8 protein-coding genes and 1 pseudogene are annotated in these 8,664 nt (G+C 43.8%); 4 read left to right on the forward strand and 5 right to left on the reverse strand.

The genetic code is table 11. The features are described from left to right. From R8N49_RS19565 to R8N49_RS19585, 5 genes are all read right to left on the reverse strand, one after another. Nucleotides 1-1,338, reverse strand: a 1,338-nt coding sequence (locus R8N49_RS19565) for a VWA domain-containing protein (protein ID WP_226082809.1), incomplete at its 3' end; no start/stop codon positions are given. Next, nucleotides 1,331-2,335 carry a vWA domain-containing protein gene (locus R8N49_RS19570; RefSeq protein WP_258489884.1) on the reverse strand — a complete coding sequence of 335 codons (1,005 nt, stop codon included), beginning with the start codon at nucleotides 2,333-2,335 and terminating at the stop codon, nucleotides 1,331-1,333. The genes R8N49_RS19570 and R8N49_RS19565, both read right to left, overlap by 8 nt. Further along, on the reverse strand, nucleotides 2,328-2,804 hold the full coding sequence (locus R8N49_RS19575) for a DUF4381 domain-containing protein (protein WP_054574933.1): 477 nt from the start codon (nucleotides 2,802-2,804) through the stop codon (nucleotides 2,328-2,330). Before R8N49_RS19575 ends, R8N49_RS19570 begins: the two co-directional genes overlap by 8 nt. 37 nt (nucleotides 2,805-2,841) lie before the next feature. After that, nucleotides 2,842-3,768: a DUF58 domain-containing protein gene (locus R8N49_RS19580; RefSeq protein ID WP_213964084.1), complete on the reverse strand. Its 927-nt coding sequence runs from the start codon at nucleotides 3,766-3,768 to the stop codon at nucleotides 2,842-2,844. A gap of 13 nt (nucleotides 3,769-3,781) precedes the next feature. Next, nucleotides 3,782-4,738: an AAA family ATPase gene (locus R8N49_RS19585; RefSeq protein WP_025768547.1), complete on the reverse strand. Its 957-nt coding sequence runs from the start codon at nucleotides 4,736-4,738 to the stop codon at nucleotides 3,782-3,784. Between the two features lie 310 nt (nucleotides 4,739-5,048). On the opposite strand from R8N49_RS19585, the gene R8N49_RS19590 reads away from it, so the two are divergent. From R8N49_RS19590 to R8N49_RS19605, 4 genes and pseudogenes are all read left to right on the forward strand, one after another. Next, a complete protein-coding gene (locus tag R8N49_RS19590) occupies nucleotides 5,049-6,965 on the forward strand; it encodes a methyl-accepting chemotaxis protein (protein WP_258489886.1) in 1,917 nt (638 codons plus the stop codon). Between the two features lie 56 nt (nucleotides 6,966-7,021). Next, the gene (locus tag R8N49_RS19595) at nucleotides 7,022-7,222 is read left to right on the forward strand and encodes a restriction endonuclease subunit S (RefSeq protein ID WP_005375165.1); all 201 of its coding nucleotides are present in this window, start codon (nucleotides 7,022-7,024) and stop codon (nucleotides 7,220-7,222) included. A 246-nt stretch (nucleotides 7,223-7,468) separates the two neighbouring features. Beyond that, entirely contained in the window at nucleotides 7,469-8,137 is a 669-nt protein-coding gene (locus R8N49_RS19600; RefSeq protein WP_005375166.1) for a LuxR C-terminal-related transcriptional regulator, read from the forward strand. Between the two features lie 228 nt (nucleotides 8,138-8,365). Continuing rightward, nucleotides 8,366-8,664: pseudogene (locus R8N49_RS19605) on the forward strand (hypothetical protein); the annotation flags it as partial.

Raw genomic sequence — 8,664 nt, forward strand, 5'->3', positions numbered from 1 at the left:
CTGTTTTAGCTTTTCTTCTACAACCGATAGGTTTTTCTTCGCGGCTTCAAAGTTAGGCTTTTCCTCTAGCAGTTTTTTATACAAATCAGCCGCATCTTCTAATTGACCATTTTGAGCGAGCGAGTTGGCGAGGTTATAGCGGCCGTTAAGGGAGGCATCATGAGAAAATGCTTCGATAGCGGCTTCGTAGTCACCTTTTTGATAACTGGCGGCTCCTTTCCAGCTTGGGTTTGTAAATAGGTTTTGCGCCTGTTCATACTCACCTTGCTTGTATAGTTCCGCTCCTTGTTGGTCGGCATTTAAGAACGGATTAGCTTCTGCATGCGGTGTCCACGTTACTGGGACTGCAGTCGCAACTACCACCCAAATCAGGCCGCGTCGAAACAGTAAAGCCGCAGGAAGAAGTAACAACGGCAGTAACCAAAAGCCACTGTTGAGACGAGAATCAGTTTTAACTTCTTCGCTTTGGGTCGCAGAAAGCTGGCTACCAATGTTATTAGTAAAGGCCGCGATATTTTCAACATCACGGTTGGTGTGCTGAATAGGAACAAATAGACCGCCAGTTTTATTCGCTAGCGTCTGTAGGTTTTTCAGGTTTGTTTTCGCTACGACGGTTGTGCCTTGTGCCGTTTTTAGCAGAGAGCCATCGGGCAGCGCGATAGGCGCACCGTTAGGAGTCCCGACGGCAAGAACAGAAATGCGAAACTTTGTACCTTGGACTAAATCTAACGCGCGAGACAGCTCTGACGTATCAAGATCATCCGCTAACACGATGATATCGCCTTGTTGCGTGCCGGCTTGAGAAAACTGGTTGTTCGCCAGTTCAATCGCGGCAGGCAGGTTTGCTCCTTGAAAAGGCATCAGCTCTGGTGACAAATTTTCGATAATCCCCGCAAGCGTGCTGGAATCAGTTGTCAGTGGACTTAAGTTATAGGCATCGCCAGCGTAAGCAATAAGTCCAGTGGCTCCCTCTTTCCATTTAGGCAGCAAATCGAGCGCCTTATAACGTGTTTGTGCTAGCCGATTGGGTTTGATGTCTGTAGCAAACATAGAGCGAGACATATCAAGCACCAAGATACGGTTTTGGTTTAACTCAAAGCTTGGTCGAGCATTGGACTGCCAGCTTGGCCCCGCTAATGAAATGCAAGTTATTGCCCAAGCTAAACCCCATAGAGTGAAGTAATGCTTAGACTGCGTGTTTTGTCCGAGCATCCGCGATAGGTGAGGGGCAATCAGTGTGGACTTTTGGGCTCTAAATTTGTGATTAAGCAAGAGTGCAATAGGGATCACGATGAGCCCCAAAAGCCAATAAGGATTGAGGAAAATAAACTCAGCCATGTTTTCTCCTTAATAGGAATAACAATACCGACAATACAAATGCAGCGCTTAATGGATATGGAAACCATTCAGACTGAGGGCGCCAAGTTTGTGTGTCGCTAGATACGGGTTCTAGCTGGTTGATGGTGTCATAAATCTTTTCGAGCTCTTCTGTATCTCGCGCTCGAAAATATTGTCCACCTGTCACCTCTGCCACTTTAGTCAGTGTTTGTTCATCTAAGTCGGCTGCGGTGTTGACTTTGCGAGTCATGAAAAACTCTTTTACCATCATTTCACCAGCGCCCACGCCCACGGTGTAAACAGTGGCGTTGTATTTTTTCGCAATTTCCGCTGCTTCTAGCGGCTCGAGCACCCCTGCAGTATTGCTGCCGTCACTGAGCAAAATCATGACTCGTTGCGGAGCTTCACTGTCTACAAAGGTTTTTGTGCCTAAACCAATACCATCACCAATGGCGGTTCGTTGACCAACCAAGCCGATGACGGTTTGATTAATCTGCTGCATGACGGTTTTGCGGTCTGCAGTGAGTGGTGTTTGCAAATAAGCATGGTCGCCAAACAAAACAACTCCGAGACGGTCACCTTTTCTCTTTGCTACGAAATCAGACAGAACTTTTTTGACTGCTGTGAGGCGATCGATATATTCGCCGTTGAGTTCCATGTCTTCCTGCTGCATCGAACCGGACAGATCGACGACTAACATCAAGTCCCGATACTTGGGTTGGAATTCAACGGGATCGCCAAACCAAACTGGACGCGCACAAGCGACGACAAGAAGGCCCCAGATCGCGATTGAAAGTGCTTTTTGCAGCGCTTGCTTAGGCTTGCTGCGATTCTCATTGGTTGGTAAGTACGCCAATTTGATCTCGGCTTGTTGAGATTCTTGTGGCAGGAACTTGTATACCAGCCATGGGATGGGCAACAAAAACAGTGCCCACCACCAGACAAATTCAATGTTTAGCCATTGGGCAAGATCGGTTATGAGTGTTTGCTCAGTCACGGTTATTTGCCTTTTTCTTTGGTGGCAAAGCGTAGGTTATCCAAAAGACACAATCGTCTACCAAGCTTTGATGCTGCCCTTGGGAAGAATTCTGATACAACGCTTCTTGCCACTGATGTTGTTTGTCTACGAATCGACTTTCTTTGGTATGGCTATCGAGAAATTCATACCAAGCGATTCCGGTTAATGGTGCGATCTCTTCACGCGGAAAGTAACTCAATGCTGCCTGGCGCAATATTTCCAGAGCAGAAGATGGGGTATGAGGCGCGGTAGGTTGAGTTAAAAGTGTTAATGCTGTCTTTTTTGCGCGTAAGTGTTTTTTACGCCATCTCACATAAAGACAAATGCCGAAAACGAAGAGCAAGGTGGCTGCAAGCACCACCCACCATCCCCAAGCGAGCGGAAACCAATCCGGTGCGTTTGGCAAAATCAAAGGTTCAAGGTTTAGGCTTTGGTTGTTTGTTGTCATTATTATTACTGCTTAATAAATACTGCTTGTCAGTTTGTTAGCTTAATTGTGAAATTAAGGGCCAGCCACTTGATAGCGTGTTAAATGGAATTGCTATTGAATGGCATTGCTGCTTAATGGTTTCTTGATGTTGGGTAAAGTGGCTTTCGAGTTCTCTTCGTTGTCCTTTAGAGCCAAAGTTAAACCATTGACTATGCTGCCCATCCGAAGCTTTCACTTGACCTCTAAAGTCTGTTTCGCCTCTTTCTAACGGATCATAAAACTGAACAGCCCTTACGCTATTGTGTTGTTTGAGTCGACGTAGTTGTGCCAGTTCCGTTGGTGTTACGTGGGCAAAATCACTGAGCATAATCAATTCGCTGCCTTTTGGGGTGAGCGTATGAAGTGTCTCCAATACTTGTGCATACGGCAGTGTACGAGTGTCGTTGCTTGCAGTACGAGTTACTTGCGCATTATGTATGTCGACTATGGCGTTAAGAATCCGCAGCCCTTGTCTTTGTAAAGAAGAGGGGCGAAATTCAAGACATTGATGTCCGTCATCAATCACTGCGCCGATGCGATCTTTTTTAGCTAGAGTTAGCCAAATTAGAACACTGGCAAAGTGGGCCAATTGAACGGATTTGAGTACATACTTAGATCCAAAATGTAGACTAGAACTTAGATCAAGATAAAGAATGACCGCTTGCTCTTTATCTTCTGCAAACAACTTCGTATGTGCTTTACCGGTCCTAGCGGTGACTCGCCAATCAATGCTGCGAATATCGTCGCCAGGTTGATATTGGCGCACCTCCATAAAATCCATACCTCGCCCTTTTTGGCGACTGGTATGGTTACCACTCATCTGCGACCAGAGACTCTGTGCTGGTGGTAACCAACGTACAGATTGAGTGCGATATTGGAGCAGCTCTTCAAGGGTTAATGTCACCCCATTCGCATGAGGTGGTAATGAATGTGTAGCGGACATATCACTCACCTGTTTATGCACTGCCAACAAGGTTTAGCAGTTTATCGATGACCTGGTTTGCCGTAATGCCTTCCGCTTGAGCGTGGTAACTCAACAATAAACGGTGGCGCAGTACCGGATAAGCCATGGTTTGAACATCTTCCGGAGAGACAAAATCACGACCAGCAAGCCAAGCGTGCGCACGTGCACAGCGATCAAGAGCGATGGTGGCACGCGGACTCACACCCATTGACAACCACTTGTCCAACTCAGTGTCATATTCGTTGGCTTGACGTGTCGCCATAACTAAACGGACGATGTACTGCTCTATCGTTTCCGCCATATGAATATCCAACACTTCTTTACGTGCGGTGAATATATCTTGTTGGCTTAACATTGGGCGTTCAACCTTTGCTTCGCCTTTTGCTTCTCCGCGGTTAATACGCAAGATAGATAGCTCATGCTCCGCATCTGGGTATTCCACTTCTAAATGCAATAAAAAGCGGTCTAGCTGCGCTTCAGGAAGGGGGTAGGTCCCTTCTTGCTCTATCGGGTTTTGAGTTGCCATAACCAAAAACAACTCTGGCAGCGGGTAGGTATGACGACCTGCTGTGACTTGTTTCTCTGCCATTGCTTCAAGCATTGCCGCTTGTACTTTGGCTGGCGCACGGTTTATCTCATCCGCAAGAATAAGCGAGTTGAAGATAGGACCTGATTGGAAAGTGAATTCTCCGGTTTCGGGACGGAAGATATCGGTGCCGGTTAAATCGGCTGGCAGCAAATCTGGGGTGAACTGAATGCGGTGGAAGTCGCCTTCAACACAGTCTGAGAGTGATTTTACTGCACGGGTTTTTGCTAACCCAGGAGGGCCTTCAACTAAAATATGCCCATCCGCAAGAAGCGCAACAAGCAGTTGCTTTACCAGATCTTGCTGTCCGATGATCTGCGACTCTAAGTATTGCTGAAGAGTTTCGAAGTTAGATTTATGCATGCTTTGGACTCTCGGTATCCATGTGATTTTCGTGTTGAGTATTGGTCATTTTCCATGTGAAAAAAGTTCCAACGCTCTATTGCAATTTATCTTTTCAATATTGGGACGCTACAGAGAATTGCAAGTACGTGCTATCTCTGAAAGTGCTTATTTGACAGTGTGTTACATTTATTTTTCATAATATAATGAGAAATGCCTCTAGTTTTGTACATATGAGCCGATAAAGATTCCGTGGTGTGCGTGTCATGAGATATGCACCTGATTCCCCTTGTGGGGCCAATAACAAGTGATTCTTTTAAAAGGTCCGAATATGTTGAAACTTTATTCCTTGAGCATCAAACAGAAGGTTGTACTTGGCATTACGTTTGCTGTTCTAGCATCAACAATCATTGTTGGTGTTATGGCTCAGCGTCATGCGAGAGATGTATTGAGCCATCGTCTTATTGACATCGAGCTACCTGCGATGTTGCAGCAAATCAATACCGAAATTGACCGCGAAGTTGTCGAAATGCAACAAGCGGCAAAACAGCTGGCTACAAACGAATTTATTGTTGAAGCCCTATCTAATACAGACCGTGATCCGTCAGTAGAAGTTCAGTTGGTTCAGCAGCTCAATAACGTTAAATCACAGTATGGTCTTAATGATGCGTCGGTAGCGAATCGTCAAACGGCATATTACTGGAATCAAAACGGATTCTTACGTCAACTTAACCGAACGCAAGATGCTTGGTTCTTTGGATTTACGTCGTCTGGTCAAGAAACGTCCGTGAGTGTGTTCCAAGAGGCAAATGGCGAAGTGAAAATGTTTGCCAATTTCCAAGATCTTAATGGTACATCAATGTCAGGTCTCTCTAAATCTATGGGAGACATGGTTACTTTGCTCAATGGGTTTAAAATTGAAGATACGGGTTACGTGTTCCTCACTAATGAACAAGGCCAGATTCAAATACACCGCCAACAAGGTAAGAACCAAACTTCTATCACTAAACTATTTGGTAGTGACGCAAGTGCGCTGTTGAACAAAAATAGCTTCAACCTAATTAATGTGGAGTTTGAAGGGCAGGATACTTTTGTTTCTAGTTTGTATGTTCCTTCAATGAACTGGTTTGTTATTGGCGTGGTTCCCGTTGATGAAGTATTCGCAGACCTGAATGCGACAGCTAAAAAAATGCTGTTTACGACCATCATTGTTGCCGTTGTATTCATCCTCATGGGCGTATGGTTAGCAAACAGCATTACGAAACCAATCCGACTGATTGCCGATCGTTTTACCGACCTTGGGCAAGGTGAAGGCGATTTGGCGCAGCGTATTGAAATTAAGGGTAATGATGAAATTGCTCAGCTTTCAAAAGGCTTTAATGGATTTATTGAGAAGATTCATGCCACGATGAAAGAGGTTGCTTTAACCAGTGGCTCATTAAGTCAAGCGGCAGAAAGTGTGTCAACGAAAGCAACATCCACACACGACAACAGCCAAGAGCAGCGTGATCAAACCATTCAAGTAGTTGCAGCTATCAACCAAATGGGTGCGACCATCAGTGAAATTGCATCGAACGCTGCTACCGCTGCTGATACGGCAAATCAGGCTTCAGATAACACTCAAACTGGTCGAGAAGTTGTGATGAAAGCAAAAGAGGTGATCAGCCGCCTAGCCGATGATGTTGAAACAACCAATATTGTTGTTACGCAGTTGGCATCGACAACCAAAGATATTGGCTCGATTCTGGGTGTAATTCGTGACATCTCTGAGCAAACGAATTTACTTGCGCTAAACGCTGCAATTGAGGCTGCTCGTGCTGGTGAGCAGGGACGTGGTTTTGCGGTTGTTGCTGATGAGGTAAGAAACCTAGCTTCACGCACGGCTGATTCTACAGAAGAGATTCAGCGCATGATCAATCAGCTTCAAAGTGACGCACAAGACGCGGTAAATGCTATGGAAGCGGGCAAAGCGGTCACCATAGAAGGGGTTACTTCTACCGATGAAGCAGTCGAGGTATTAATCAGTATTTCTGAACGAATCACCGACATCTCTGATCGTAATACACAAGTTGCAACGGCGACGGAAGAGCAATCCACGGTGGTGCATACCATTAATCAAAATATCGAAGAAATCAACGCGATAAATGAAATGACAACCGCGACAGCAGAAGAGTTGGCGGATGCAAGTCGCGATCTTCAAGCGCTCTCTTCTCGTTTAGACAAGATGGTTGGTAGCTTCAAGTTATAGAGTTGGATAGAATAGGCGAAGTTTAAAAGTTCAATCATTAATTTTAGGTAAGTACTATGAATGACTTCGAAAAAGAACTAGAGCAAATTTCTCAAGAAACCGCTCAGGAGCCAGAAGTAAAACTGCCGTCGCTAGAAGAGCAAAAAGCGATCGTCGCTGAGCTGAAAAAGCTGGAAGCGGAAGGTAAGCTGACGCCAGAAGTGTTAGAACAACACTTTGGTAAGTTTAACCAAAAAAACGCAGTTCCAATCCACTAAGTTAGGTGGTGTTTTGCCTCTAACGTGCGTGATTAAATCACCTGCTCAAACACAAAAAGGGAGTTTATACTCCCTTTTTTAATGTCTGAAAAATGCTAATACCTCTCATATACTTGCCACTTAAAAATTATTGACACTTCAATGAGTTATTAATTAGTACTAGTGATTTTCATACTTGACAATACTACCGCTCTATCTAAATCTATTGCGTATTTCAATAAAAACGACCAAGGGAATGCGATCAGGATGGAGCAGCAAAAAAAAAGAAACGTTATTTTAATCACGGAGGGAAGTCTACAGTCATCTCTGTTGAAAGATGTATTGGAGACCAAACTCGGTATTAGTGTTGCTCTAATCACGCCAGATAATCTGATTCACGGAGTGTTACATGAATCTCTTGCATCAGCCATTATTGTTGATTGCAGCGTGATCACGGATGAAATTTTTCGCCGTTATGCGGAGTTTAAAGCGGCCAAGCAGAAAGACACGCTTGAAATCTTAATTAATTGTGAGCAATCCATATCGACAGAAGATCTCTTTGCTTGGCGTACTTTGGCCGGTATTTTCTATACCTCTGATGATATAAAAACGTTGCAAGTTGGTATTGGTAAGGTGCTTCAAGGAGATATGTGGTTCAGCCGTAAGTTTTCTCAGCAGTACATTACTTACCTTCGTCGACATTGCAAACCTATAAATAAGAATGTTTCCGCTATTCTGACCAAACGAGAGCAACAAATAATTACCTTTCTTTCCATGGGGGCGTCCAATCAACAAATCGCCGAACAATTATTCGTCAGCGAGAATACGGTAAAAACGCATTTACATAATATTTTCAAGAAAATTGATGTGAAAAATAGAGTTCAAGCACTTATTTGGGCAAAGGAAAATATTTCAGACAACTCGTTAATGGTGTAATGCTATTGCAATATTAGGTTGCCTAATTTAGTAAACTCTTAATAATTTCTGTGACCTGAATGTGTTAAAAGTGTTTCTTTTATGAGAAACACTTTTTTTGGTTCTCTTTTTAATAACTTTAGAATTTAAAAAAGTAGCAAATAACTTTACTCTGTGAACTAGCACTTACATATCAAACTAAGTGCTGACGATTAACTACTAATTTAAGAATGTTAAGTCACTGAAAGTATGAGAAACATTATGGAACAGTATATGGAAAAGCCTGAAATCCTAATGCTCACTCAACAAAGTTTACAGAGTGAAAACTTTAAGGAAATGCTTTCTAAAAATACAGAAACTAAAATAACGATCATTGATACTAAAAACCCTAGTTATCATGAACTCATTCCGGAACGCTACTTTTTGCTTGTTGATTTTTCAGTTGAGATTCCTTCCGAAACTTTAGTTTATCCCGAATTCAACTGCGAAGTGCGACACTCGCCAATATCAAGCGGCCAGTGCCATTTCTTTAAAGACAATCGCTGGTT

This window comes from Vibrio sp. 1978 (assembly GCF_033344345.1).

Bases quoted from the DNA above. Each gene is read 5' to 3' on its own strand.
- R8N49_RS19575 (WP_054574933.1), bottom strand. From the start codon at position 2,804: ATGACAACAAACAACCAAAGCCTAAACCTTGAACCTTTGATTTTGCCA.
- R8N49_RS19580 (WP_213964084.1), bottom strand. From the start codon at position 3,768: ATGTCCGCTACACATTCATTACCACCTCATGCGAATGGGGTGACATTA.
- R8N49_RS19585 (WP_025768547.1), bottom strand. From the start codon at position 4,738: ATGCATAAATCTAACTTCGAAACTCTTCAGCAATACTTAGAGTCGCAG.
- R8N49_RS19590 (WP_258489886.1), top strand. From the start codon at position 5,049: ATGTTGAAACTTTATTCCTTGAGCATCAAACAGAAGGTTGTACTTGGC.
- R8N49_RS19595 (WP_005375165.1), top strand. From the start codon at position 7,022: ATGAATGACTTCGAAAAAGAACTAGAGCAAATTTCTCAAGAAACCGCT.
- R8N49_RS19600 (WP_005375166.1), top strand. From the start codon at position 7,469: ATGGAGCAGCAAAAAAAAAGAAACGTTATTTTAATCACGGAGGGAAGT.